This window comes from Qipengyuania pacifica (assembly GCF_019711555.1).
Lineage (GTDB): Bacteria > Pseudomonadota > Alphaproteobacteria > Sphingomonadales > Sphingomonadaceae > Qipengyuania > Qipengyuania pacifica.
In genome coordinates this window covers 60,570-85,578 of record NZ_JAIGNQ010000003.1, presented here as the reverse complement: position 1 = coordinate 85,578, position 25,009 = coordinate 60,570, and the positions used below count along the sequence as shown (strand labels likewise).

Here is a 25,009-nt window from a genome sequence, read left to right as displayed (position 1 = left end):
CCGGCACCGCTTTGACAGCGCGGCCCCTCCCCCGCAAGGGCGCAGTGTCAGCGGCCGATAAGTTCCTGTGCCATGCGGTCCGCGACCTGATCGGGCGAGGCCCCGGAACTGTCGCTCTCCTGCCAAATCTGCTCGAGCCGGCCCGGGATCAGCGCGATGCGCTTGCGCACCTCGTTGATGTCGCACGGCGCCTTGTCGTTGCGGCACAGATATTCCAGCGTTACCGAAATGATCCCGCCTGCATTGATGACATAATCCGGCGCGTAGAGAATACCGCGCTTGGCCAGCATCGGTCCGTGCTCGGCCCGGCGTAGCTGGTTGTTCGCACCGCCGGCGACGATCTGGCAGTCGAGCCGGGCGATACCTTCGTCATCCAGTACCGCGCCCAGCGCGTTCGGGCTGAATACGTCACAGGCAATGGACATGATCGCATCGGGCGCAGCGGTTTCGGCACCGATTTCCGTGGCCAGCGCTTCGGCGCGGTCCATGTGGATATCGGATAGCGTCAATTTAGCGCCGTCCTTGGCGAGCAGGCGGGCAACGCCTCCACCCACACTTCCCGTGCCCTGGATGGCGACATGCACGCCTTCGACACTGTCCTTGCCAAGCTTGTGCTTCACCGCGGCCTTGATGCCTAGAAAAATGCCCAGCGCGGTGAACGGACCGGGATCGCCGCCAGCAGCGTCATCACCTTCGACGGGCAGACCGGAGACAAACTGCGTGCGCTCGGCTACGGCAGCCATGTCGGCTTCCGAAATGCCGACGTCCTCGGCCGTAACGTATTTACCGCCTAGTGCATCCACCGCATCGGCGAAAGCGGCGAGCATTTCGGGCGTCTTGGCCTTGTCCTGGTGGGCCAGGATCACCGCCTTGCCACCGCCCATGGGCAAACCGGCCATCGCGTTCTTGTAACTCATACCGCGCGACAGGCGCAGCGCATCGCGCATGGCGTCGGACGCATCGGCATAGTGCCAGAAACGCGTGCCGCCGGCACCCGGCCCGAGGTGAGTGGAATGGAGCGCGATGATCGCTGTCAGACCGCTTTTCGCGTCACGTACAACCTGTACGAGTTCGTGGTCGTCGAAATCCGCTTCGGTCCAGAATGCCGTCATGCGCCGTATGCCCCCAGAGAGGTGTTATGGACGGCTGATAGCGGGAGAAAATGGGGCGATCGACGGGGTTCGAACCCGCGACCTCCGGTACCACAAACCGGCGCTCTAACCAACTGAGCTACGATCGCCACATGCCCCCGGAACCGCCCGGGAAGGGGGCCTGTTACGCATGCAAGGGCCAGCGTCAAGCGGCCCTGCACAACGGCGCGTGCCTGTTGCACAATGAACGGGAATTGGGAAGCGAAAAACGCGCCAGCGCACATTGCACGCAATTATCTTTCGCGGTTGATGCTGCACTTTCGGACGCTAATGTTCCGCCGATGATGAATCCGGGCGAATCTTCAGCCGATAAACTTCTTGCGCGGGAAGGCGTGCAGCGCATTCCGAGCGAGAAGCTGGAACTGTTTCAGCTACGCGATTTCATGCCACCAGATCTGTGCCAGGAACTGATTTCCTTGATCGAACAGGATCGCCGTCCCTCGACCTTGGCCGATGCGGGCGACGATAATTATTTCCGCACCAGCGAGACCTGCGATCTCGATGCCGGATTACCGGCAGTTATGCGAATGGAAGCTCTGCTCCATGCACTGAACGGTATCGATCCGGCTCATGGCGAACCGTTGCAGGGTCAGCGCTACGATGTGGGGCAGGAATTCAAGCCGCACTGCGACTATTTCAATCCGGGCGGCAAGGACTGGACGCGATACTGCTCCGTAGCCGGGCAGCGCACCTGGACCTTCATGATCTATCTCAACGATGTCGATGCCGGCGGCGCGACGCGCTTCAAGGCTGCCAAGAAGATGTTCCAGCCCGAAGCCGGCAAGTTGGTATGCTGGAACAACCGCCGCCCCGACCTGCGCGAAAACCCCAATACGATCCACCATGGCATGAAGGTCAGGAAGGGGCTGAAATACGTGATTACCAAATGGTACCGGGAAAAGCCCTGGGGGTGGTAAGATGATCGAAGCTGGCAAAATCCATCACGGTGGTTGCCATTGCGGCACGGTACGGTTCCTTTTCACCATGCCCGCTGATCCGGTGATCCGGCGCTGCAATTGTACTATCTGCGCGATGAAGGGCGTCGTCATGCTCGATGTGCCGATCGCAGATTGCAAAATCACGGCGGGTGATGATGCGTTGACGCTTTACACATTCGGCAGCGGACAGGCCCGGCACAGGTTCTGCGCTCGATGCGGCATCCATCCCTTTCACCAGTTACGATCCGAACCCGATCACTACGGCCTCAATCTTGCCTGCATCGATGGAATGACAATCTACGATCTGGCCGAAGTCCCCGTATTCGATGGACAGGACCACCCGGCCGATGGTGGAGAGTACACTTACGCAGGCATGATGCGGTTCGAACGAACCGGCGGCCCAGATCGCGCATGAAAAAGGGCGGCCCTGCAGGACCGCCCTTTCGTAAAGCCTCGAGGCTCGCCTCGCTCAGTTCTTCTTGAGCGACAGGCCGCCGAAACGCTTGTTGAAGGCTGCGACGCGGCCGCCTTCCTGAATCTGCTTGGTGCCGCCCGTCCATGCCGGGTGGCTGGTCGGATCGATATCCAGCGAAAGCGTGTCGCCTTCCTTGCCCCAGGTGGAGCGCGTCTGGAATTCGGTACCATCGGTCATCTTGACCGTGATCATGTGGTAATCGGGGTGACCTTCGGCCTTCATGGTAATCGTCCTTCTAGCTTCGGAACGGTTCCGACCGGTCCAGCTGTGAATGGGAAAGGCGCGCGCATAGCGGCGAGCACCGATATTGGCAACCTTATTCGGGTGCGTCGGCAATCATCGCTGTGAAGCTCACTTCGCAAGTTACTTTGCCTTCGACCGATGCCGCGCCAGCGAATTTACAGACCCGGGCGCGCTTCTGCACGAACTCGGCCTTCAGATCGAGCAGGACGCCCGGCGTCACCGGAGCGCGAAACTTGGCGTTCTCGATGGCCATGAAATACACGAGCTTGCCCGATCCGGCGAGCCCGAGGCTTTCCACCGCAAGAACACCGGCGGCCTGCGCCAATGCTTCGATCTGCAGAACCCCGGGCATGATCGGCGCACCGGGGAAATGGCCCTGGAAAAAATCTTCGTTGAAGCTGACGGCCTTGACCGCGTGAATCCGCTCGTCAGGGACGAGCTCCTTCACCCGGTCGACGAGAAGCAGGGGATAGCGATGCGGAAGGCGCTTGAGCACCTCGACCACGTCGAAACCGGAATCGCTCATCACCCTGCCCCTATTTTCCGAAATCAGCGGCCCGAAGGCTGTGCGGGCTGCTGCTGCTGTGCAGGCTGCTGGCCGGCCTGTTGCTGCTGCTGCGCTGCCTGCTGTTGGGCGACATTTAGCAGGACCTGCGAAACCGTCTGCTGCGTTGCCAGCGATTCCTGGCGCGGACGCCAGCCGGCAGGCGGTGTCGTCTGCACGCTGGGAACGCGCTGGTTCAGCGCGGCGACGAGATCGTCGGTCACGTTCACTGCGTCAGGCGCCCACTGGATCGCATCGGGGTTGAGCAGGAGCTGGATCTTCTTCTGCTGGACGACCTGCTGTTGAACGTTCTGGTAATCGTTGATCAGCTGCTCGATGGCATAGGTCTGGGCGAGGACGATCGGCTGGGATGCCTGCTGGAGCTGCTGCTCTTTCTGCTGCAGCTGCTGCACCACGGACTGGTTGGCCTGTGCTTCGGCCTGGCTGATCTGACCGTTGCTATCCGTATCGAGGCTCTGCTGAAGCGTCTGCATTTCCTGACGCATCGTGCGGAGCTGAGTGATCTGGCTCGCGAATTGCTGGTCGATCTGCTGATAGGCGTTGATGCGCGCCTGGCTGCGAACGATCACGGCTTCCGGGCTGCTGGTGGCAATCCCTGCAACCTGCGCCGCAGCAGGAGTCGCGATGGCGGCCACGCTGGCAAGCGAGGCGGCAACGATGGTTTTTGCGAAAATTTTCATCAGAATTGCGTTCCTACGTTGAAGGTGAAGACTTTGGTATCGTCTCCAACCTGCTTTTTAAGCACGTGAGCTACATCGATCCTGAACGGACCGAAGGGCGAATTCCAGTTCACGCCCACACCCACTGAAATACGCGGCGACGGGCTGTCGCCAACGAAGACCTCCCTGAAGTAGGTCCCGCCAATGATGCTTGGAGGATTGACGGTGCCATCGGGCGCAACCGGACTGGTCACGAGTTCGACGGTAGGGTTCCCGTCGGCGCCGACGCCCGACTGGACGAACAGCAGATTTCCGCTGCCGTCGGTCGCCTGAAGGCCGTTGGGATAATCTTGGAGAACCGGCTGCGTAATGTCGAACAGCGAACCGACGTCGAGGAAGATCGAAGGACGCAGGCCCATCTCGCGGGCACCGCTGCCCAGCGGAATTTCCAGTTCTGCGCGACCCAGATAATAGGCCCGCCCGCCGAGCGAATCGTCGACCCGCCGGTCGCCCGAGAGCGCTTCGTCGATCGTCTGGAGTACGCGGGGCGTGCTGTCGTCGCCATCGTCATCCAGATATTGCAGACGGACAATACGCGGGCCTACGCCTCGAATGTCGAAACCACGCATTTGTGGCTCACCGAGGAAGAACCGGTCTGTCAGGCGCACATTGTCCTGTCCGGGAACGGCATTGTTTTCGAAGCTGTGGATCCAGCCACCTTCACCGGTTACCGAGAAGATGAAGCCGGCGCCCACCGGCCAGAACTTGCTGCCCTTGGCGCGCGCGCGCACGTATTTCGCGTCACCGCCCAGACCGGCGAATTCGCCCGTGACACTGAGCGTTTCCCCGCGCGTTGGACGCAGCCGGCTGTTGAGCGTGTTGTAATTGATCGTCAGGCCGAGGATCGAGCTGGCGCGCTTGCCGATCGCTTCGCACAGATAACGACTGGCGAGCAGCGGATCACAGCTCGCGACCCCGTCGCCATCGCGATCCGAGAAATACAGCGACTCGTCGAGCGACACGTCGTCGTAATTGAAGGTGTAGCTGCCGATCGCAGAGATATATTCCGTCAACGGCACACCGGCCCGCAGCGAAGCACCGGTGGTGGATTGCTGGAAAGTGGTGTTGCGCTGATTGTTACGGAAATTGAAGCTGTTGATGTCGCGGCGATAGATATCGACGCCGGCCGAAATATTGCGATCGAACACGTACGGTTCGGTAAAGCTGACCTGCGCCGACTTCGAGAAGCGCGAATAGTTCAGGCTCAGCCCGACGGTCTGGCCGCGGCCGCGGAAGTTGCGCTGGCGGATCGAGCCGGCAAGGATGAAATTCTCGATGCTCGAGAAACCAGCCGAAAGCTGTAGTTCGCCGGTCGGCTGCTCTTCCACGTTCGCTTCGAGAATGATGCGGTCGGGCGCACTGCCCTCGACCTGATTGATCTCGAAGTTTTCCTGGAAGTAGCCCAGCGAATTGATGCGCGCCGTCGAACGCGCGACGGAAAGCGAGTTGAACGCATCGCCTTCCGCAATACGGAACTCGCGGCGGATGACCTTGTCCTGTGTCAGCGTGTTGCCGTTCACGTCGATACGTTCGACATAAACGCGCGGCGCTTCGCGGATCACGAATGTGACGCTCATGGTATGATCTTCCGGGTTCCGGCGGAACTCGGGAGAAACATCGGCGAAGGCGTAACCGAAGGTACCGGCCAGTTCGGTCATCTGCTCGACAGTGTCTTCGACCAGCTTGGCATCGTACCAATCGCCCGTCTTCATCGGCAGGCGCGTTGTCATCGCGCTATCGTCGAAATCGCGCAGTCGCGACTCGACCCCGACGTCGCCGAATTTGTAGCGTTCGCCTTCCTCAACGACATAGGTGATGATGAAATCGCGCTTGTCCGGGGTCAGCTCGGCAACAGCCGAAACCACGCGGAAATCGGCATAGCCTTCGGTCAGGTAGAACTGGCGCAGCTTCTGCTGGTCAAAGGCGAGGCGATCGGGATCGTAGCTCGTGTTGGAACTCAGGAAGCTGGTCAGGCGCGCCTGCTTGGTGATCATCTCGCCGCGCAGGTCACCGTCCGAAAACGCTTCATTGCCGATGATGTTGATCTGGCGGACCTTGGACTTGGGCCCTTCGTTGATTTCGAACACGACATCGACGCGGTTCTGCGACAGCTCGACCATCTTCGGTTCGACCGTTGCGGCGAAGCGGCCCTGCCGCTTGTAGAGCTCGATGATGCGGGCAACGTCGGCGCGCACCTTGGAACGGGTGAAGATCTGGCGCGGCGACAGCTTGATCTCCGGCAGGATCTTGTCGTTCTTGATCCGCTTGTTGCCTTCGAGAATGATGCGGTTGATGACCGGGTTCTCGACCACGGTGATAACCACGTTTCCGTTATCGTTCGTCACGCTGTAATTGGAGAACAACTCTGTGGCGGAGAGGTCCTTGAGGACCTGGTCGCCGGCCGCCTGCGTCCACACATCGCCCGGGCGTAGCTTGATATACGACAGGATCGTATTCGGCTCGAGACGCTCTGCACCGCTGATCGCGATCGTCTGGACGACGTCCTGCTGCGCGGTTGCTGCAGGCGCCAGCGTCGGCACGAAGGCCTCGCCGTCCTGCGGCGTCGCCGGAGCGGGCGCGGGGGAAGGCGTTGCCGCATCTTCGTCCTGCGCGAATGCCGCAGCGGGCATCCCGGCAAGCATGGTCCCGGCCAGCAGGCCGATCGCCAGCCGCGCAGCAGAGTTCTTGCGACGCGTAGCGGCAGAAGCAAATTCAGTCATCGACAAGGAGATTCCCGTCCTCGTTACACTTACAGAAGACCCGGCAGGCGCAGTCCCCGATCCGGCATCGGGCCGCGTGTGCGGAGCGACCAATCGTCCCCCTGCCTCAAGCGCCTTCGCCAATCAAGCTTTGCTGCTGCGATTTGCCGGTATCCCGCTCCGTTTCCCCGGCTAATTCCCGAATACCGGGAGGTGCACCAGATCGTTGATCGTGACGAATACCATCAGCATGAGCACGAGGGCCACACCGGCGCGATACGCCACTTCGGTTCCACGAGGGCCCACCGGCTTCCGGCGGATCGCTTCAGCCGCATAGAAAGCCAGGTGCCCGCCGTCGAGGGCCGGAATTGGCAGCAGGTTGATGAATGCCAAGTTAAGCGAGATCAGGGCCACGAAGTTGATGAAGGCCATCCCGCCCAGACTGAGCTGTTCGCCGGAAAATTTCGCGATCTTCACCGGCCCGCCAAGTTCCTGAACCGACCGTTCGCCCGTGAATATCTGCCCGATTCCCGTGACCATCATGTCGACGATCCCGATCGAATGATCGACGGCCAGCCCCAGCGAGGCGATCACGCCCTGCGGCTCGAACTCGAAGGCCGATGCGCCCGAGGCGATGCCGATCAGACCCACCTTCGACACATTGCCGAAGCGATCCTCCATTTCCACGCTGCGGACCGGGACGGCAAAGGTCCGCTCCGTCCCGTCGCGGTCGACCGTTATGTCGAGCGTCCGGCCGGGATAGAGCATGATCGAATCCTGCACATCGCGGAAATCCTCCATCCGCTCGCCCTCGACCGCAACGATCCGGTCGCCGACCTCGATGCCCGCCTCGCGTGCAGGGGACACCTCGGCAAATTCCGCCACGGCCAGCTGCTGTTCGGCATCGGCCGGGACGGGTTTGCCGTAAAAGGCGAAAAAGCCGGCGAAAATCGCCAGCGTCAGCAGGATATTGGTCGCCGGCCCGGCAAAAACGATCAGCGCGCGCTTCCACAGCGCGGCATGGTGGAAACTGCCCTCCCGTTCCTCGGCGCTGGCATGCCTGGCCGCCTGCGGATCGGGAATGCTCGCAGGGTTCATGTCGCCCTTGAACTGCACATAACCGCCCAGCGGCAGCACGCTCAGCTTCCAGCGCGTGCCGCGCCGGTCGGTAAAGCCCCAGATTTCCTTGCCGAAACCGACCGAGAAGGCTTCCGCGTGAACGCCAAACCAGCGCCCCACCAGATAGTGGCCGAGCTCATGGATCGTCACCAGCGGGCCCAGCAGCAGCGGGAAACCGATGACATAGTAAAGCCAGAGAGGCAGGTTCAATTCCACGGGTCAGGCAAGCTCCAGCATTTCGGTGGCGCGTCTGCGCGAAGCCTCGTCCACCATCAGCACGTCGCTGAGGGAACGCGGCGCATCGGGGTGATCCCCGTCCGCAAGAACACGCTCGACCAATACCGCGATCCTGCTGAACGCAATCTTACGCTTCAGGAAAGCCTCTACCGCGATTTCGTTCGCCGCGTTCAGCACGGCCGGGGCCGCTCCCCCCGCTTCGGCTGCCTCGCGCGCCAGTCTGGTAGCGGGAAAACGCTCCTCGTCCGGCGCGAAAAAGGACAGTTCGCCGATCGCCGCCAGATCCAGCGGCGCCATCGGCGTATCCATCCGCGCAGGCCAGGCAAGGCACGATGCGATCGGTACGCGCATGTCGGATGGGCCAAGCTGCGCCAGCGTGGACCCGTCGCGATATTCGACCATGGAATGGATCACGCTTTGCGGATGCACGACGATCCGGATCCGCTCCAGTCCGACGGGAAACAGATGATGCGCCTCGATCAGCTCCAGCCCCTTGTTGAACATGGTGGCGCTGTCGACGCTGATCTTGGCGCCCATGTCCCAGTTCGGATGAGCGATCGCCTGTTCGGGCGTAACCTCGGACAGATCCTCTACCAGCCGCAAGGGCCCGCCGCTGGCCGTCAGCGTGATCGAGCGGACATCTTCGATCCGGCCGCCTTGCAGGCACTGGAAAATTGCATTGTGTTCGCTGTCCACCGGCAGCAGCGTGGCGCCATGGCGGCTCACTGCAGCAGTCATGACCTCGCCCGCGGAAACCAGCGCTTCCTTGTTGGCCAGGGCGATGGTGCCGCCCTGCTCGATCGCAGCCATGGTCGGGCCAAGTCCGGCACAGCCGACGATCGCGGCCACCGTCAGATCGACCGGGCGTGCCGCCGCTTCGCACAGGGCGGTCCGGCCCGCCGCGGCCTCGATGCCGCTACCCGCCAGCGCCTCGCGCAGATCGGCAAGGCAGCTCTCGTCGGCCACTACGGCAATCTCGGCCCCGAACTCGCGCGCTGCCGCAGCAAGCGTGGCGACCTGGCAATTCGCCGTCAGCGCGACCACACGCCAGTCGTCGCGGTTGCGGCGGACAAGATCTAGCGTCTGTTCGCCGACCGAACCCGTCGCACCGAGGATGGAAATCGTGCGGGTCATGCGATGCCTGTTACCAGCAGACCGACCACCACGGCCACCGGCAGCATCCCGTCGGTGCGATCGAATACCCCGCCATGTCCGGGAATGAGATTGGACGAATCCTTCATATGCGCCTTGCGCTTCAGCCAGCTCTCCAGGAAATCGCCCGATTGTGCAGCGATGGCCGCTATCGCACCGATCGCGATCGCGGCGAGCGACGACCAGGGATAGGCATCGATCCCCAGATGCCAGCTATCCGACATCGGTACGATCGCCTGCAGCAGGATGACGCCGAACAGGGCCGCGCCGGCCATGCCGCCGCCCAGCCCTGCCCACGTCTTGGATGGGCTGATCCGCGGGGCAATGGTCGGCCCGCCGATCGTACGTCCGGTGAAATAGGCGAATGTATCCGTGAAGATGACCGATCCGATCACCAGATAGAGATAGAAACGCGGCATGATGACGAGGGAATAGGCGGCAAAGCCGATATAAATGGCGCCCAGTATCAGCCCTGCGATCCGCCAGCCCGGCCGTACGGTCGCCCTGACGACCAGCCTGACCAGTTCGGCATAGGTCGCCGCCGCCACGATGACGATAAACAGCGTCAGCGCAATGCCGCCGGCCCACAGCGCGCCGCCTGCCACGGCCAGCATGACTGCCGCTGACGCGGCGCGTTTCGGCAAGTCGGATGTGCGCACCGCCAGAGGCACGCGGACATAACGCCTTGCGGTCGCTTTCATCCGGTCGCGTTTGCGCAATTCAACCTGCGGTTCACCGCCCGCCAAAACGTCTCTCCCGTTCCCCATATTCGATCAGCGCGCTCTTCAGATGGTCAGGCGTGAAGTCCGGCCATAGCACGTCGAGGAACAGCATCTCCGCGTAAGCCGCCTGCCACAAGAGAAAATTGGACAACCGCACCTCGCCGCTTGTGCGAATAAGCAGGTCGAGCGGTGGCAATCCGGCACTGTAAAGGTGGCGCGCAATGCTCTCTTCTGTGATCTCGCCCTCTGCCGCGGCGGCTTGCGCCGCATGGGCGATCTCGGCCTGCGATCCGTAATTGAGCGCCACGGCCAGAGTGCGCGATCCACTGGCCGTTTGCGCCAGCGCATCTTCCAGCATGCCGACGATATCGGGAGCCAGCCCCTTCCAGTCGCCCAGAATATGCAGCTTCACGTCGTTGGCAATGAATTCAGGCAGATCCGATTTGATGAACTTGCGCATCAAGTTCATCAAGTCGTCGACTTCTTCCTCGGGCCGCTTCCAGTTTTCGCTGCTGAAAGCATAGAGCGTCAGGCACTCGATGCTCGTGTCCTTCAGGCTGCGCACCAGCTCGCGTACGGCTTCCACGCCCTTGCGATGCCCCATGACCCGGGGCAGGTGCTTGCGCTTCGCCCAGCGGCCATTGCCATCCATGATGATGGCTACATGCCGGGCGTGCTGCCCTTCCCCGTTCATCTTTCCGCTCCCCGTCCTGCCAGCTTACTGTGACAGGATTTCCTGAACCTTCTTTTCGACCGCCGCATCGGTATCGGCGACGTATTTGTCGGTCAGCTTCTGGACCTCGTCCTCGGACCGCTTGCGGTCGTCCTCGGAGATTTCCTTCTTCTTCTCATCGTCCTTCAGCGCTTCCATACCGTCGCGGCGCACGTTGCGAATGGCGATCTTCGCCTTCTCGCCATACTCGCCTGCCAGCTTGGCCAGCTCCTTGCGGCGTTCCTGGGTCAGGTCGGGCATCGGCAGACGCACGTTCTGACCGTCGATCATCGGGTTGAGGCCCAGGTTGGACTTCGCGATACCCTTCTCGACCGCCGTCACATTGGCCTTGTCCCACACCTGCACGCTCAGCATGCGCGGTTCGGGTGCGCTGACGGTGGCCACCTGGTTCAGGGGCATCATGGCACCGTAAACCTCGACCACGACCGGGTCGAGCAGACTGGTGTTGGCGCGGCCCGTGCGCAGACCCGAAAGGTCGCTCTTCAGGCTTTCCACTGCGCCATTCATGCGGCGCTCGATGTCGGCTTTGTCGTACTTTGCCATGGCGGCTTCCTCTTACTTCTTTTCGTTCGTGACGATCGTCTGCACACCCTGCCCGCTCAGCACGCGGGCCAGATTGCCTTTCTCGCGGATCGAGAAAACGACGATCGGAATATTGTTGTCGCGGCACAGCGCGACCGCGCTGGCATCCATGACCTTCAGGTCGTCGGCCAGAACCTTGCCGTAGGTAACGGTGTCGAACCGCTTCGCTTCGGCATTCTCCTTGGGATCGCTGTCGTATACCCCGTCGACGCTCGTGCCTTTCAGCAGTGCGTCACAGTTCATTTCGGCTGCGCGCAGGGCGGCGCCGCTGTCGGTGGTGAAATAGGGTGCGCCCACGCCCGCGGCGAAAATCACGATGCGCCCTTTTTCGAGGTGCCGTTCGGCACGGCGGCGGATCACCGGCTCGCACACCTGATCCATCTGCACCGCACTCTGCACACGGGTCTGCACGCCAAGCTGCTCCAGCGCGCTCTGCATCGCCAGCGCGTTCATCACCGTTGCTAGCATGCCCATGTAATCGGCCTGCGCCCGGTCCATGCCCTGCGCCGCCCCGGCCATACCGCGGAAAATATTGCCGCCGCCGATGACCAGGCAGATCTCCAAGCCCGTCTCCCGCGCAGTCTTCACTTCCTTGGCCAGTTCAAGGACGAAAGCAGGATCGATCCCGAACTGTTGATCGCCCATCAGGACTTCGCCCGATAGTTTCAGGAGGACACGCTTCATCGTCTTAAGAGGCATGGAGGCGGAGAATCCGTGTTGCGCAAGAGGTTGCGGCTCCTTAGCCGCGAAGGGGCACAGGCGCAAAGGGAAAGCCGTGCGCCTGCCGACCCGGCAATCTCAGGCAAGAAAGCCACCCACCCTAGTGACGCCGTGCAATGTGTCGGATAAGGCCGACAGCCCGGCAACGTCGATCTTGGGGGATCGGGTCGATATGGCGGGCATGGGATTGGGAGAATGCATGTCGGATGAAATTCGCCACCAGGGCCGGTACGAAGATTATGACGCACCGGCCACGCCGGGCTTGCGCCCCGCACGGCTGACCTGGATGCTTCGCGCCTTGGGGCCGATTGCCGCGCTGGCGGTCTGGCTGGCGCTCGGCGGCGCTGAGAACTTGAGCCAGGATGCCCGTGCCGTTGCCGCAATTGGGACATTGATGGCTGTATGGTGGACTACCGAGGCGATCCCGCTCGCCGCCACCTCGCTTCTTCCGATCGTGCTGATGCCGATGGTTACCGATCTGGATGTGGCAGGCAGCACTGCCCCCTATGCCAGCCCGATCGTCTTTCTGTTTCTGGGTGGCTTCCTCATCGCCATCGCGATGGAGAAATGGAATTTGCATCGGCGGATTGCACTGTGGACACTGCGCCGGGTCGGCACGTCGCCCAAGCAGATCGTGCTTGGCCTCATGCTCGCGACCGGCTTTCTTTCCATGTGGGTTTCCAACACCGCCACAACGCTCATGATGCTGCCGATCGGCCTGTCGGTCATCGCGCTCATGGGCGACCGCGCGAATACGGCGTCGGACGCGGCGGACAATACCGCCGCCCTGCCCCGGCCCGGGCACGTGGATCTGGGGGAAGATTCCGACATTCGTCGTTTCGCGATCTGTCTGATGCTGGCCATCGCATGGTCAGCCAGCATGGGCGGCCTGGGCACGCTGCTCGGCAGCCCGCCCAATGCGATCATCGCCGGCTATGCCAGCACGGAACTGGGTATCGAAATCGGCTTTCTCGACTGGATGATGCTCGGCGTGCCGACTGCGCTCGCTTTTATCCTGGTCGGCTGGCTCCTGATGACCCGGCTCCTCTATCGCTTCGATCTCAGCGACATTCCGGGCGGCCGCGACATGATCGAAAAGGAAATCCACAAGCTCGGACCCGTCTCGCAGGGCGAAAAGATGGTTGCGGCCGTCTTCGTCGGTGCAGCGTTTCTCTGGGTCGTACCGGGCCTCCTTTCCAGCGTTCCGGGTCTTGGCGATAATCTCGGCTGGTTCGGACAGATGAACGATACCGCCGTCGCCATTGCCGCCGGCATCGCCATGTTCATCCTGCCCGGACGGGGCCGGCGCGAAATGGTGCTGACCTGGAAAGACGCGGAAGACGGTTTGCCTTGGGGCGTGCTGTTGCTGTTCGGTGGCGGCCTCAGTCTCGCCAGCGCCGTCGCCGCCACCGGTCTCGACGCGTGGTTCGGCGTGCAGGCCAGTGGCCTCGGCGCATTGCCGCTCATCCTGCTGATCGCGGCAGTGGTCGCGATCGTGCTCTTCCTCACCGAAGTCACCAGCAACACGGCGACAGCCGCCACCTTCATTCCGATCCTCGGCGGGGTGGCATTGGGTATCGGGGTCGATCCGATGGGACTTCTGGTCCCTGCCGCCTTCGCCGCCACCTGTGCGTTCATGCTGCCGGTGGGGACGCCGCCCAATGCGATCGTGTTCAGTACCGGCGCCGTCACTATCGCCGAAATGGCGCGCGGCGGCCTGGTGCTCAACCTTGTCGGGGTCGTGCTGATAACGCTGTTCTGCTACTTCCTGGGCGGCGCGACGATGGGCCTGCAATTCTAGCGCAGGCCCATTCGATCAACCCGATTTCCTACACGTCGCCGTCCCGCTAGCTTCGCGGCGGGCCACTCCAACCCCGATTCGGCCACACCCGCACACCCATGCATGAACTTGGCCAAGATGCCGCCCACCCCGCCACCCCGCCCACGAAAAAGGCCGCCGAACACACGGTCCGGCGGCCCAATCCTGTAGGAAGCGGTTACGCTTAGCCGGCTACGGCAGCGGCGACCTCGGCGGCGAAGTCGCTCTCTTCCTTCTCGATGCCTTCGCCCAGCTGGAAGCGGACATAGTCCACCAGCTCGACCTTGGCGCCGACATCCTTGGCAGCCTGCTCGACGACCTGCGCGATGGGGGTCTTGTTATCCATGACGAAGACCTGGCTCAGCAGAGCGTTCTCCTTGGCGTACTTGGACACAGCGCCTTCGACCATCTTGTCCTGGACGTTCTCGGGCTTGCCGCTTTCGGCAGCCTTTTCCTTGGCGATCGCGCGCTCGCGCTCGATCACTTCGGCGTCGAGACCGTCAGCGGTCAGAGCCTGCGGGAAGGCGGCGGCGATGTGCATGCCGAGCTTCTTGCCGAGTTCGGCCAGCTTGTCCTTGTCGCCTTCACTCTCAAGCGCGACGAGCACGCCGATCTTGCCGAGGTCCGGAGCGACTGCATTGTGCATGTAGGGCACGACGACGCCGTCGGTCACCGAAACGGTCTTCATGCGGCGGACCTGCTGGTTCTCGCCGATGGTCGCAACATTGTCGGTCAGCTTGTCGCCGACGGTGCCACCGGTCGGATAGTCGGCAGCCTTCAGCGCTTCGACGTCGTCACCAGCGGTGCCGAGCGCGACCTGAGTGGTCTTGCGGACGAAATCCTGGAACTGGTCGTTCTTGGCAACGAAGTCCGTTTCCGAGTTCACTTCGACGGCAACACCCTTGGTGCCTTCGACGGCAATGCCGACAAGACCTTCGGCGGCGGTACGGCTTGACTTCTTCTGAGCAGTGGCGAGGCCCTTGGCGCGCAGTGCGTCGACCGCAGCTTCGATATCGCCGTTTGCGGCTTCGAGTGCCTTCTTGGCGTCCATCATGCCCGCGCCGGTCTTTTCACGGAGGGCTTTTACGTCAGCGGCAGTGAATGCAGCCATGGTATTTTCCTTCTAGAGATGATGTGCGGGCACCGGGCCAGCTGGATAGCGGCCCGGCGCGTAACTCCGCTTTGTGACGAGCGCGTGATGGCGCCCGGTCGTTAAAGAGCTTAGGCCGCCGCAGTTTCTTCCGGCGGATTTTCCATCGCGCCAACGTCGGCACCCGAATCCTGGATGCCCTCGCCCTTGCCGCTCTTGGCTGCATTGGCGACTGCATCGCAGTACAGACGGATGGCGCGTGCAGCATCGTCGTTGCCCGGGATCGGGAAAGCGATGCCTTCAGGATCGACATTGGTGTCGAGCACGGCGACGACGGGGATGCCGAGAACATTGGCTTCCTTGATCGCCAGATCTTCCATGTTCGCATCGATCACGAACATAACGTCCGGAATGCCGCCCATGTTGCGAATGCCGCCAAGCGACATTTCGAGCTTGTCCCGCTTGCGGGTAAGGTCGAGCACTTCCTTCTTGGTCAGGCCAGCCGTGTCACCCGACAGGCGCTCGTCGAGCGTCTTGAGGTACTTGATGCGTTCGCTGATGGTCTTCCAGTTGGTCAGCATGCCGCCGAGCCAGCGGTGGTTGACGAAGTGCTGACCCGAAGCGAGCGCGGCATCGCGGATCGCGTCCTGCGCCTGGCGCTTGGTACCGACGAACAGTACCTTGCCGCCCGAACGCGCGGTCTGTTGGATGAAGTCAAGCGCGCGCGCAAACAGCGGTACGGTCTGCGACAGATCGATGATATGGATGCCGTTGCGCGCGCCGAAGATATACGGCTTCATGCGCGGGTTCCAACGGTGGGTCTGGTGGCCGAAGTGCGATCCGGCTTCGATCAATTGCTGCATCGTGACGGTAGGAGCCGCCATAATCATATTCCTTTCCGGTTATGCCTCTGGAAAGCTGGAACCCGAATGCGGTCACGTCCCGCGCAGGGCACCGGTATGGTGTGCCTTCCATGTGGATTTGCCCGACCAGAACAGTCATTGAAACGACCGATTCCGATGCGAACCGGGCGCCCTTAGCGCTGTTCGGGCAGGAAATCCAGCCTCGATTCACCGCTAAAAAAGGGAATCCGGGCGCGAAAAGCAGTTGACAGCTAAGAACAAAAAGAGAACATTGATCAGATCGCCGGAACCGACGGTGGTCAGTACGGGTTTTCCACCTGATTTCCCCAGTCTGTCAACATAGTTGGCGGCAGCCGGGATTGGAGATATCGCAATGTTCGCACTGTTTCTTGTCATCCTTCTCGCCGCTGCCGCTCTGGCGGCAGTGGGAGTTCTCGCCGATAGCGGTCTACGGTGGTGGTCCGCTTTCGGCAGATTGCGCCGCGATTTGAAGAACGGAAACGTCCCCGCCCTGCCGTCACTTCGTCCGGGCATCTCGCTGGGAGGTCATAATGCGTTCGATAGATCGGTCGTGGGCCGCGCCGCGAAGGGCACAATCAACTGCGCCGCTTGATGCGGGAATAGCGGAGCAGAGTATAAGGCAGCAGCAAGAGATAGCCGACGCAAATCGCACTCAACGTCCACCATGGTTCGACCAGCAGGGCGGCAAACAGAAGTCCGGCTAAGGCGATTATCTCGAGCCTGATTCCGCGCCGCGGCCGCAGTGACGTCCAACCGGGTGTGGCCATGCTCGAGATCATGAGCAATGCCACCGCGACCAGCCAGACGCCGACCAGAAGCGGATGACGAAGCTCTTCAAGCCCCGTAGCCATCCAAAGATAGAATGGCGCAAAGGCCAGCCCCGCGCCCAACGGCGCAGGAACGCCAGTCAGGAAACCGAGGGACTTATGTGGCTGCTCCTTCACGTCGATCTGAGCATTGAACCGTGCGAGCCTGAGAGCGCAACATATCGCAAAAGCCAGCGCCGCGAACCAGCCGAGCCTCGGTTCGGCTGACAGCGACCACAGGTAAATGATGATCGCGGGCGCAGTGCCGAAGCTCAGCGAATCAGCCAGGCTGTCCAGTTCTGCTCCGAACCGCGATTGCGCCTTGAGGGCACGCGCTATTCGTCCGTCGATCCCGTCAAGCAGACCCGCCAGAATGATCGCAACAACCGCCGCACCCCAATTTTCGCCGATGGCGAAGCGGATGCCGGTAAGACCGGAACACAGAGCAGCAGCCGTGATCGCATTGGGCACCATCGCCTTGAGCGTCAATGCACGCGACCGGCCCATTACCGGACGTTCATCTTCCGCCGCCTTCGGGCCCAAACGTGCGCGCTCTTCCGGCTCTGCGGGGGCCTGCGGCGGGAGTAAGCTCACTGGGACACGCCTTCGATCAGCGTCTGCGTTCCAATTTCTGCCAGAACGGTCTCGCCTGCGATCACCTTCTGACCCAGCAGAACCTTCGAATCGGTACCTGCCGGCAAGTAGACATCGACCCGACTACCGAACCGGATCAAGCCAATCCGCTGCCCTACGCCCACGGTGTCGCCCGGTTTGACGAAGGGAACGATCCGCCGCGCAACCAGGCCGGCTATCTGGGTGAAACCCAGCTTCAATCCGTCCGTCCGCTCGACCAGAATATGCTGGCGCTCGTTTTCCTCGCTCGCCTTATCAAGGCCGGCGTCCACGAAGCTTCCGGGAATGTAGACGACACGGCGGATGGTTCCCGCGATCGGCGTGCGATTGATGTGAACGTCGAAGACCGACATGAAGATCGAGATCCGCGTGACCTTGGCCGCTTCCAGCCCGGCATGTTCGCTACCATCATCGACAATCAATTCTGCCGGGGGTTCGACTTCGGCAATCAGCGAGACAAGCCCATCGGCCGGCGCGACGATGAACCTGTCGTCCTGCGGCACCACGCGCTGTGGGTCGCGAAAAAACGCGAACACGCCCAGAGAAAGCAGCAGCAAAGGCCAGCCAATGATTTCCCAGTCGAGGCCGAGCAGGAAAACGAGGCTAACGATTACTGCGATAATCCCGAACTTGCGTCCTTCGGGATGGATGGGGGGCCATGACCAGCGAGCATCGCCGCGGCCACGATTGTCAAGAAGATCACCAGGCATGTTCAACACCTAGGGACTACGGCCAATAGTCACAAGGTGTTATGCCACCTTGCGCACGAAGACCGCGCCTGCCGAATATCCGGCACCAAAGCTGCAGATCAGTCCGGTATCGCCTGCCTCCAGATCGTCGCTATGCTTATGGAAAGCTATGATCGAACCGGCACTGGACGTATTGGCGTAGGTATCGAGTACCGTTGGGCTTTCATCGGCGGTCGCCTCGTGTCCCAGCACGCGCTGGGCGATAAGACGGTTCATCCCGGCATTGGCCTGGTGAAGCCAAAGGCGCCGCAGTCCTTGTGGATCGAGTCCGAAGTTTTCCGCCTCGGTCACGATCATCTCGGCAACCATCGGAACGACCTCCTTGAACACCTTGCGCCCTTCCTGAACGAAGAGCTTGTCCGCCTTGCCCTCGCCGGCGGGGGATGCACGATTGAGAAAGCCGAAATTGTTGCGGATGTTGTTCGAAAAGACGGTCTTCAGCTTCGTGCCGAGAATATCCCAGTGCGTGGCCGGTGCGATCCCAGCATCTTCGACAAGCACCGCCGTTGCCACATCGCCAAAAATGAAATGACTGTCCCGATCGCGCCAGTTGAGGTGGCCGCTGGTTATTTCGGGGCTGATCACCAGCACGCTTCGCGCGTTACCCGAGCGGATGTAGTCCGCAGCCGTCTGGATGCCGAACGTCGCAGATGAGCAAGCGACATTCATATCGAAACCGAAACCATCGATGCCCAGCTCCTGCTGGATTTCGATCGCCATTGCCGGGTAGGGTCGCTCCATATTGGAGGCAGCGCAAAGGACGGCATCGACTTCCGCAGCATCGCGCCCTGCCCGCTCTAGCGCCTGCCGGGCGGCCTTTACCCCGATCTCGGCCAGCATCGAGAGCTCTTCATTGGACCGTTCCGGCCAGCGGGGCGCCATTATCTCCGGATTCAGTATCGGACCTTTCGCCATGACATGGCGCGCCTTTATCCCGCTCGCCTTTTCGATGAATTCCACCGAACTGGTTTGCAGCGCTTCCACATCCCCTGCCTCGATCGCAGCAGCGTTGTCGGCATTGTGACGCTCGACATAGCGGTTGAAGCTTTCAACCAGCTCCTCGTTCGTGATGGTGTCGGATGGCGTAAACAGCCCTGTGGCAGAGATGACAGGACGCCCGGTCAGCTTTTCGCTCTGAGTCATTGCAGCTGACTAGGCCGACTGGCCAATCCCGACAAGCTCCCCCGCCGATGCCTTGCACCATGTCTTGGCATCTCATGCGACAACGGATAGTCCCCGCATTTATGGAGGAAGCGCCCGCATCGTCGCGACATGACCTTTGCCAGGCCTGCGCCATTCGCAACCAGGCGATCTGCTCCGATCTCGATCCACGGGAAATCGGCATTCTCAACGGCATTGGCCGTCGACGCAGGCTTGCCGCGGGCGAGCAATTGATGTGGGAGGGCCATGAAGCGGTCCTCGTCGCAAATGTGATTGAAGGAATCTTGAAGCTTTCTTCCCATTCGGCAGACGGGAAGGAACAGATACTTGGCCTCGTCTATCCATCCGATTTCCTCGGCAGGCCATTCGGCGAAACATCCCCTTATGGCGTGGAGGCGCTGACCGATTCCCACATCTGCGTGTTCGAACGAAGGGATTTCGAAGGCTTCGCCCGCGAACATCCGCGCCTGGAACATAAGCTTCTGGAACGCACTCTGGGCGAACTGGACCAGACTCGCCGGTGGATGCTGTTACTCGGCCGCATGACCGCAGAACAGAAACTCGCCAGCTTTCTGATCGAGATGGCAGATCGCCTGGGAACGAGTGAAGCAGACGGATCGACGACCGTCCTCCTGCCACTTTCGCGGCAGCAGATTGCAGATATTCTCGGTTTGACAGTGGAAACCGTCAGCCGGCAGCTGACCCAGTTGCGGGCGAAAGGCATCATTACGCTTTCATCTCGGCGCGAGATCAGGATCGATATGATCGAAGAACTGCAAGATATCGCCGGATAGGCCGGCCCGAAGAAAAGGGCCCAACGCCCCCTGGACTTCTACACGAGAATGAAAATGGCGGTGGTGGACAGGGCTGGATTATCAGATCTACCCCAGAAAGCCCTGAAAAACCAACGGTTTGCCTTTCGGATGCTGGTACGGTTGGGATACTCGATTGTAGCAGCCCGGGCAAGGTTCGATTTACGTAATGGGATTAGAACCACAGTTCTTGTCGGCTATCGAACAAGTGCCAAGTTATTCTCTGCAAACAATTAGGTAGCAAATGCTTGCAAGAAGCCCTTACGAAGGCGAGCGACGATATTGAGGGACTATCATGGCAGAGCTAAGTGACCCGGCGCTTGAACTTGCGGCTCTGTGCGATCGCCTAAACCTCGCGCACCAAACGCGGGGCGACCAATTTCTTGCATCGACATTCGAGGTCGATCCTTGGTCACCCGAGTTCTTTCAAATTCTCGGCAGTATCACCACTCGAACGGTTGCTCTTTCCCGGCTTTTGAAATCTATCGGTGCCAACGAGGCGGTTCTTACTGGCGCTGAAAATCATCTCACCCAAATACGCGGTGCTTTTAGCCACGCTGGCCTCTCAAATCATTGGAAAAACCACGGACAGCGGTGCGTTAGTGCCGAGCACAGCAGCCCGATAAGGATGCTATCTCCAGCTATACCTAGTGAATATAGTTTTCCGAATCTCACTCCAGAGGAGGTTACTGAACTTCTCGGACTGACCCAGACCCTCCTCGAATGGCTAAAGGAAGCCCAGCTCGGTGAGCGGGATTTCATCCGGGAAAGTCTCATCGAAGGGTTGGAAAATTTCCGGTTTCGCTTGGAGCGGTTGGACTGGTTTGGTTGGGGCTATTCAATTGAAAGCCTACGAGAGGTGATACTCGCATACCTCACGCTTGAGCGTGGCATTGATATGAACGCAAACCCGGAAATCGGCGCATTGCTTAAGCGAACCGGCAAGTTACTCAAGGCGGTTTTCGGTCATGCAGAGCGGGCGAAGGGGGCATGGGAAACGGGTGACTGGTTGTTGAGCGCGTATAGCCAAGCAATGCGGGTTGGTGGGGGGCCTGTAGCTGGCTACATCGCAGGGTATTTGACTCAAACTTAAATGAGAGGGCTATTTGGCAGTCTCTATCTAATCCTTGAGTAAGGCGATCAGAGAAACGGCAACCGCCACCAACGCGATCCAGTCGCTGCGAGGCACCGCTTTTATGCGCTCAAGAAGAGTCCTCTCTCGATTATTCTCCGCCAATATATCTGCATAAGCCATACCGTCGTCAGTGATCCGCAAGTAAGGTCTGTTTGGCCGATAAGTGTCGGGCACAGATATGGCCAAACCGTCCGCCACAAGTCGTCTGGCGCTTGCCCTAGCCTCGTTCCCACTGTCTTCTTCGCTTTCGGATGGCTCGAGATGCTGGGACAACAATTCGATCACATCCCCCGGATTACGCTTGAAATGCTTCCCTGTTCTCAGAGCCAATAACAGTTTTTCATCTAGACGCGTCAACACTGCGATGCCCCCTGTAAAGCTGCGTCCAAACATACCAGCAGCACAACCTTGAGTTAAGCAGCGAATGCTACTTGGCCGCCTCGGCAATGAACACGATTTTGCTAGCCGCCAAGTGCAAGGCGTATGCGGCAACATAGCCAGGAACTACTTTCGGAGTAGCACCTTGGCCATGCGAGGCATCGTTATCGCGGACTTTAGGAAGGCCACTTTGAAGCGTGGCTACCAGTTGGTCGAAGCTGCCATCCATATAGTCCGGCCAGAGCTTGTTTGCCTTCGCCACCTTAACAAGATCGGAGATACGCGCGCCCTTTTTGTGCTCCCAGCCCTTCTTGTCGAAGATGGCCTTGAAGGTGCTTTCCAAAGCGTTCGCCGCCATCGCAACAGCTTGTCGATGCTCGCCCGCTCGGTAGTGGCCGTGCGCGGCAAGGAACTCTTCGCGAGGACCCTCAAAGCCATCTTCCGACAGCAAGGCGAGCGCTGGCTTGATGACCTCGGCATGAACGTACTCACTGTCAACGCGAATGACCCGACCATCCTCAATTTGATAGCCCACACCGCCTTCGCGCAGCCGATAGTTTATCTCATCTATAGCTTCGTCTGGTGCGCCATTAATCTGCCAATTATGCCTGTCACTGAGTCGACTACTGTCGCCCATAACCTTGATGCCAAAACAAATTAGTTCGAGAAGATCGAGCCATTCGACAACGCTGCAATCACGCATAAATGCCAGTAGTCGTGAACCTGCGAAATCCCCTTTGGAAATACTTTCTAAGCCCCTCTCTCGGAGATAGATGCGCTCAAGCTCGACCCACACATCGTTTTCATTTTTTCCGTGGTTAAAACCGTCGCCCCGCGAGCCCACACGCCCCAGCCCATCAAGCGCAATTTGTTTCACTTGGACGCGTACTGGTTCAGGTATTTTATCATACCTGTATACGTCGGCTACGCCGGACTTTGCGGCGTCGTGCAGCCGCTTCGAATACAATCTGAAAATCGCCATTTTGCTATCCTTTATCTTCACCGCCGATAGCTCGCGGTTAAGAGATAAGCCGCTTGAGATTTCCCCCATCCCATTTTGGGGCACCAATTTCGTTAGAGATGGGCGCGAATTTTCTGAACGGTCCCAACGATTTCGTGTCCGATAGCGTTCAAGCCACCATAGTCCGCCTCATTCGGGTACAGTCCAGCAGAAGCCGCCTGCTCATCTAGCTCTGCATCATCGACTTCCAACTCCAAGATACGGTCTGAAATTTTCAGCATCCTTATATCTTTTGGTTCTAAGCGACTGCGAAATTGATGCACCCGTCCAACTGCCCCCTTAAGCGTTTGGACCGCCTCTCGCGTTGTTATTCCCCGCCGCGCGACCAGCGCCGCTTCATTCGCCATTTGAAAGGGTCGGCAAGCAGCCTCGACTTCATCGAGCAGATCAGAGAGAAAAGCGCGCCTTTCTCGATCCTCACGTTTCCGCTCTCTGTCGAGGACGTATATACCCCCGCCGACTGTGGCTGCTGTCCCCAGTAATCCGCCGAAGAAGGCGAGAACGTCTCCAGGCGACAGCTTAAAATGACTTGGCAAGTTCATTCCGAGAAGAACGCCTCCGGCGACCGCCACAATCAGGCATAGTATCCCAGTTATTGGCCGTATCTTCATTCGTAATTCCCCAAACTCGAAAATCGAGGTGCTAACGCGAGGCCACACCTCTGACCATATGTAAGGGCGTTTCCCCCCGTCCCCCCCGCCCAGCCCGCACGGGAAAACGCAGGGCCGACCTTTGCCACCTCGTCCTTTATGAGTATACCCTAGCAGGGCGTCCGACGATGTTCCTTATTTTGTCCGATTAGGGTTGACTTAGGAATTATCGGACGTATTTACTCCGACATCTAGACCCTAATAGGACAAGGAGCCTGTCTCATGGTTGATGTTGGTTACGCCCGCGTGTCGAGCGTTGGGCAATCACTGGAACTGCAAGAGGATGCCCTCAAGCAAGCCGGGTGCAGCAAGATATTCAAAGAGAAGAAAAGCGGGAGGCGCACCGTAGATCGCGAGCAACTTAACGCTGCCCTGGACTACGTGCGGGAGGGAGACACGCTGGTAGTCACCCGGCTGGACCGCTTAGCCCGCTCGGTGATCGACCTGCATAAGCTGGTGGAGACACTCACGGGCAAAGGCGTCGGCTTCCGCGTTCTCCAGCAATCCGGGATCGACACCACAACTTCGACCGGGAAGCTAACGCTAGGCATCCTTGCAGCCGTTGCAGAGTTCGAAGCCGACATAAGAGCGGAGCGGCAACGGGACGGCATAGCAGCGGCTAAGGCCAAGGGCGTATACAAGGGACGCAAGCCCAGCGTGGACCCTGCTGAAATCAAGCGGCTGCTTGCAGAGGGCACCCGGCCAGTAGATGTGGCTAAGCAGTTAGGTTGCGCGCGCTCAACAGTCTACCGGCTAGCAGAGCAAGATAGCAAGGACACCGCACAGGCTAGTTCTTAGACCAGTTTTACATCCCGACTTATCATGTCATCAGCGGATACTCTGAACCTCTTAGGTGTCAGAAATTACCGCAACAAATTGTAGCACTTGTCTTTGGATTATTATTGCGATGACGCCCGGTTCTATTAAACGGGTGGCCAGCACCAACTTGGAGGAACGTTAATGCCGCTCGCGCCTAATAGCACCCGCCACGCAGACCTTGTGAACCTCATCACGGATTACCTTGCAGACGACAACAAATCCGCCCGCTGGTTTGGCCTCAGGATCGCCAAGGACCCCCGATTGGTCCCTCACCTAGTCCGGGGACAAGATTACCCGGCCAGCGTCCTTGTGGCGGCATCTAGGCACATTCGAGCGTTCTATGAGCGGGAGGCTTTCGCGGACCTTGCTTGCACCGCTCAGGTAATCCGACCGGCCCGCCTGCCTCTGCCCCGCGCGGCCTGACTGTGACGCGCCCCTATTCACCTGCAACCCTCGCCGCGCGCTGGGAATGCAGCACCACGCTGATCTATGACTTGCTCAATGCCGGGACTCTTAAAGGCTTTAGGATTGGCAAGCTCTGGCGCATCCCCACCGATGCTATCGAGGAATACGAAACTAGCCCGTCTACGGGCACCGCAGCCACCGAACTCGGCGAAACACCAGTCGAGCCTGCCATGCAAACAGGTGCAGCTGCGAGGCTAGCTAGACTGACCGCCTGACCAGTGGGCGAATAGCCTGCAACACTAAATCATCGAACACGATTGACCGCATGGGGGCTGGCAGCTAGCTGGCCCCTGTTCTGCGTTAAAGGCAGAGCGGTCTCTGGCACCATCGCCAGCTGAGCGGCCCCGTAGCGCCGCAGCCGGGTAGCCACAGGCACCCAGAGGCAGAGCGGCACGACTGCTCGCCCACATCTCCCAAAGCACCGCTCTTTCTCATCGTTGAACCTTTAACGCCTTGCGCCGCATACGGGGCGAGCAGGGCGTAAATTTGAATTGCTACCGTCATAACAGAGCGCGCGGGGATCATTCGATTT

At 60.1% G+C, this 25,009-nt stretch carries 27 protein-coding genes and 1 tRNA gene; 8 read left to right on the top strand and 20 right to left on the bottom strand.

All coding sequences use genetic code 11. The features are described 5' to 3' along the window. Positions 1–47 precede the first annotated feature (47 nt). On the bottom strand, positions 48–1,112 hold the full coding sequence (locus tag K3177_RS10145; RefSeq protein WP_221598176.1) for a Leu/Phe/Val dehydrogenase: 1,065 nt from the start codon (positions 1,110–1,112) through the stop codon (positions 48–50). A gap of 51 nt (positions 1,113–1,163) precedes the next feature. Continuing rightward, positions 1,164–1,240: transfer RNA gene (locus K3177_RS10140), tRNA-His, on the bottom strand. Positions 1,241–1,432: 192 nt separating this feature from the next. Here K3177_RS10140 and K3177_RS10135 point away from each other — a divergent pair. Continuing rightward, complete coding sequence (locus K3177_RS10135) at positions 1,433–2,068, top strand: prolyl hydroxylase family protein (protein ID WP_221598175.1); 636 nt, start codon at positions 1,433–1,435, stop codon at positions 2,066–2,068. 1 nt (position 2,069) lies between these two features. After that, the gene (locus K3177_RS10130; protein WP_221598174.1) at positions 2,070–2,504 is read left to right on the top strand and encodes a GFA family protein; all 435 of its coding nucleotides are present in this window, start codon (positions 2,070–2,072) and stop codon (positions 2,502–2,504) included. 54 nt (positions 2,505–2,558) lie between these two features. On the opposite strand, the gene rpmE is transcribed toward K3177_RS10130, so the two are convergent. From rpmE to pyrH, 10 genes are all read right to left on the bottom strand, one after another. Further along, positions 2,559–2,786, bottom strand: a complete 228-nt coding sequence (gene rpmE, locus K3177_RS10125; protein WP_103023798.1) for a 50S ribosomal protein L31 — start codon at positions 2,784–2,786, stop codon at positions 2,559–2,561. A 94-nt stretch (positions 2,787–2,880) separates the two neighbouring features. Further along, the gene (gene fabZ / locus K3177_RS10120) at positions 2,881–3,333 is read right to left on the bottom strand and encodes a 3-hydroxyacyl-ACP dehydratase FabZ (protein WP_103023502.1); all 453 of its coding nucleotides are present in this window, start codon (positions 3,331–3,333) and stop codon (positions 2,881–2,883) included. 23 nt (positions 3,334–3,356) lie between these two features. Continuing rightward, positions 3,357–4,052: an OmpH family outer membrane protein gene (locus K3177_RS10115; RefSeq protein WP_196845885.1), complete on the bottom strand. Its 696-nt coding sequence runs from the start codon at positions 4,050–4,052 to the stop codon at positions 3,357–3,359. Beyond that, on the bottom strand, positions 4,052–6,811 hold the full coding sequence (gene bamA / locus K3177_RS10110) for an outer membrane protein assembly factor BamA (protein WP_103023500.1): 2,760 nt from the start codon (positions 6,809–6,811) through the stop codon (positions 4,052–4,054). Before bamA ends, K3177_RS10115 begins: the two co-directional genes overlap by 1 nt. A 171-nt stretch (positions 6,812–6,982) precedes the next feature. Beyond that, a complete protein-coding gene (gene rseP / locus K3177_RS10105; RefSeq protein WP_221598173.1) occupies positions 6,983–8,119 on the bottom strand; it encodes an RIP metalloprotease RseP in 1,137 nt (378 codons plus the stop codon). Positions 8,120–8,128: 9 nt separating this feature from the next. Next, positions 8,129–9,280: a 1-deoxy-D-xylulose-5-phosphate reductoisomerase gene (gene dxr / locus K3177_RS10100; RefSeq protein ID WP_221598172.1), complete on the bottom strand. Its 1,152-nt coding sequence runs from the start codon at positions 9,278–9,280 to the stop codon at positions 8,129–8,131. Beyond that, positions 9,277–9,999, bottom strand: coding sequence for a phosphatidate cytidylyltransferase (locus tag K3177_RS10095; protein WP_221598171.1), 723 nt, complete (start codon positions 9,997–9,999; stop codon positions 9,277–9,279). The genes dxr and K3177_RS10095 overlap by 4 nt, the downstream gene beginning before the upstream one ends. A 31-nt stretch (positions 10,000–10,030) precedes the next feature. Continuing rightward, the gene (uppS, locus tag K3177_RS10090; RefSeq protein ID WP_196845881.1) at positions 10,031–10,714 is read right to left on the bottom strand and encodes a polyprenyl diphosphate synthase; all 684 of its coding nucleotides are present in this window, start codon (positions 10,712–10,714) and stop codon (positions 10,031–10,033) included. Positions 10,715–10,738: 24 nt separating this feature from the next. Then, a complete protein-coding gene (gene frr, locus K3177_RS10085) occupies positions 10,739–11,296 on the bottom strand; it encodes a ribosome recycling factor (protein WP_103023497.1) in 558 nt (185 codons plus the stop codon). A 12-nt stretch (positions 11,297–11,308) separates the two neighbouring features. Next, positions 11,309–12,034, bottom strand: coding sequence for a UMP kinase (gene pyrH, locus K3177_RS10080; RefSeq protein ID WP_221598170.1), 726 nt, complete (start codon positions 12,032–12,034; stop codon positions 11,309–11,311). 139 nt (positions 12,035–12,173) lie between these two features. On the opposite strand from pyrH, the gene K3177_RS10075 reads away from it, so the two are divergent. After that, a complete protein-coding gene (locus K3177_RS10075; RefSeq protein ID WP_345725385.1) occupies positions 12,174–13,856 on the top strand; it encodes an SLC13 family permease in 1,683 nt (560 codons plus the stop codon). A gap of 202 nt (positions 13,857–14,058) precedes the next feature. On the opposite strand, the gene tsf is transcribed toward K3177_RS10075, so the two are convergent. Further along, positions 14,059–14,985 carry a translation elongation factor Ts gene (gene tsf, locus K3177_RS10070; RefSeq protein ID WP_103023495.1) on the bottom strand — a complete coding sequence of 309 codons (927 nt, stop codon included), beginning with the start codon at positions 14,983–14,985 and terminating at the stop codon, positions 14,059–14,061. Positions 14,986–15,095: 110 nt separating this feature from the next. After that, positions 15,096–15,848: a 30S ribosomal protein S2 gene (rpsB, locus tag K3177_RS10065; RefSeq protein WP_103023794.1), complete on the bottom strand. Its 753-nt coding sequence runs from the start codon at positions 15,846–15,848 to the stop codon at positions 15,096–15,098. 352 nt (positions 15,849–16,200) lie between these two features. Here rpsB and K3177_RS10060 point away from each other — a divergent pair, with 352 nt between their 5' ends. Next, a complete protein-coding gene (locus K3177_RS10060) occupies positions 16,201–16,440 on the top strand; it encodes a hypothetical protein (protein ID WP_221598169.1) in 240 nt (79 codons plus the stop codon). Here K3177_RS10060 and K3177_RS10055 read toward each other — a convergent pair. The 3 genes from K3177_RS10055 to K3177_RS10045 all read right to left on the bottom strand — a co-directional run bounded on the left by K3177_RS10055 (position 16,424) and on the right by K3177_RS10045 (position 19,179). Continuing rightward, on the bottom strand, positions 16,424–17,161 hold the full coding sequence (locus K3177_RS10055; protein WP_196848057.1) for a CDP-alcohol phosphatidyltransferase family protein: 738 nt from the start codon (positions 17,159–17,161) through the stop codon (positions 16,424–16,426). The two genes, K3177_RS10060 and K3177_RS10055, sit on opposite strands and share 17 nt — an antisense overlap. 83 nt (positions 17,162–17,244) lie before the next feature. Beyond that, positions 17,245–17,997 (bottom strand): phosphatidylserine decarboxylase, encoded by a 753-nt coding sequence (locus tag K3177_RS10050; protein WP_103023493.1) that lies wholly within the window; start codon positions 17,995–17,997, stop codon positions 17,245–17,247. Between the two features lie 39 nt (positions 17,998–18,036). Next, entirely contained in the window at positions 18,037–19,179 is a 1,143-nt protein-coding gene (locus K3177_RS10045; RefSeq protein WP_221598168.1) for a beta-ketoacyl-ACP synthase III, read from the bottom strand. A 101-nt stretch (positions 19,180–19,280) separates the two neighbouring features. Here K3177_RS10045 and K3177_RS10040 point away from each other — a divergent pair, with 101 nt between their 5' ends. Together K3177_RS10040 and K3177_RS10035 are read left to right on the top strand one after the other, a co-directional pair. After that, positions 19,281–19,991 (top strand): Crp/Fnr family transcriptional regulator, encoded by a 711-nt coding sequence (locus tag K3177_RS10040; RefSeq protein WP_221598167.1) that lies wholly within the window; start codon positions 19,281–19,283, stop codon positions 19,989–19,991. Between the two features lie 313 nt (positions 19,992–20,304). After that, the gene (locus tag K3177_RS10035) at positions 20,305–21,102 is read left to right on the top strand and encodes a hypothetical protein (RefSeq protein ID WP_221598166.1); all 798 of its coding nucleotides are present in this window, start codon (positions 20,305–20,307) and stop codon (positions 21,100–21,102) included. A gap of 27 nt (positions 21,103–21,129) precedes the next feature. Here K3177_RS10035 and K3177_RS10030 read toward each other — a convergent pair whose 3' ends face one another. The 3 genes from K3177_RS10030 to K3177_RS10020 form a co-directional block, all read right to left on the bottom strand. Beyond that, entirely contained in the window at positions 21,130–21,537 is a 408-nt protein-coding gene (locus tag K3177_RS10030) for a hypothetical protein (protein ID WP_221598165.1), read from the bottom strand. A 34-nt stretch (positions 21,538–21,571) separates the two neighbouring features. Continuing rightward, positions 21,572–22,504, bottom strand: a complete 933-nt coding sequence (locus K3177_RS10025) for an STM4504/CBY_0614 family protein (RefSeq protein ID WP_221598164.1) — start codon at positions 22,502–22,504, stop codon at positions 21,572–21,574. Between the two features lie 92 nt (positions 22,505–22,596). Beyond that, entirely contained in the window at positions 22,597–23,085 is a 489-nt protein-coding gene (locus K3177_RS10020) for a hypothetical protein (RefSeq protein WP_221598163.1), read from the bottom strand. Positions 23,086–23,415: 330 nt separating this feature from the next. On the opposite strand from K3177_RS10020, the gene K3177_RS10015 reads away from it, so the two are divergent. Further along, entirely contained in the window at positions 23,416–23,991 is a 576-nt protein-coding gene (locus tag K3177_RS10015) for a recombinase family protein (protein ID WP_221598162.1), read from the top strand. A gap of 389 nt (positions 23,992–24,380) precedes the next feature. After that, positions 24,381–24,692 (top strand): helix-turn-helix domain-containing protein, encoded by a 312-nt coding sequence (locus tag K3177_RS10010; protein ID WP_221598161.1) that lies wholly within the window; start codon positions 24,381–24,383, stop codon positions 24,690–24,692. Positions 24,693–25,009: the final 317 nt, after the last annotated feature.